The organism is Photobacterium sp. WH77, from assembly GCF_022014395.1.
GTDB classification, from domain to species: domain Bacteria; phylum Pseudomonadota; class Gammaproteobacteria; order Enterobacterales; family Vibrionaceae; genus Photobacterium; species Photobacterium arenosum.
Map to the genome: position 1 here is coordinate 1 of NZ_JAKLTE010000064.1, position 560 is coordinate 560.

Annotated in this window: 1 protein-coding gene; it reads left to right on the plus strand. The window is 56.8% G+C overall.

The window, feature by feature from the left end; genetic code table 11:
* Positions 1 to 560 (plus strand): contractile injection system protein, VgrG/Pvc8 family (locus tag L6J37_RS21265; protein WP_269093673.1); only part of this gene is annotated, 560 nt, incomplete at both ends.

The following is a 560-nucleotide window of genomic DNA, read 5'->3' on the forward strand; positions in this document are numbered from 1 at the left end:
GCCACCTTGATCCCCGGCGCCGAGCAAACGCCCATCCTGTATCATGCCGACTCGGGCGGGGTGCCGGATCGCGAACATATCTTTGACGCCGATTTTGCCACCCGTGTTCATACCGGTGCGGTTTCACAAAACGACTATAACTACCTAACGCCTAAAACCCGTCTGATGGCGGACGTGCCGGAATCGGATGAAGCCGAGGTCTATACCGATCTGGCCGTGTACCGTTATCCGGGACGTTACGGCCAGCAACCTCAGGGTAAGTTACAGTCTGATTACCGCTTGTCAGCCCATAAGGTGTCCGGCACTGAGCTGAAAGCGACAACCTGTGTCATGCGGTTGATCCCAGGTTACAGCTTCCTGATGGAACGCCATCCGCGCCAGTCTCTGAACCGTGATTTCATACTGCTGGAAGTGAAGCACGAAGGGAGCGATCCGCAGGCTCACGCAGAAGAAGCCGGTGATGAACCCACCACCTATCACAACAAAGTGATCGCATTCCCGGCCGATATGACTTACCGGGCATCGGCCTTGCCGGCACCTGTTGTGGAAGGCCCGCAAAC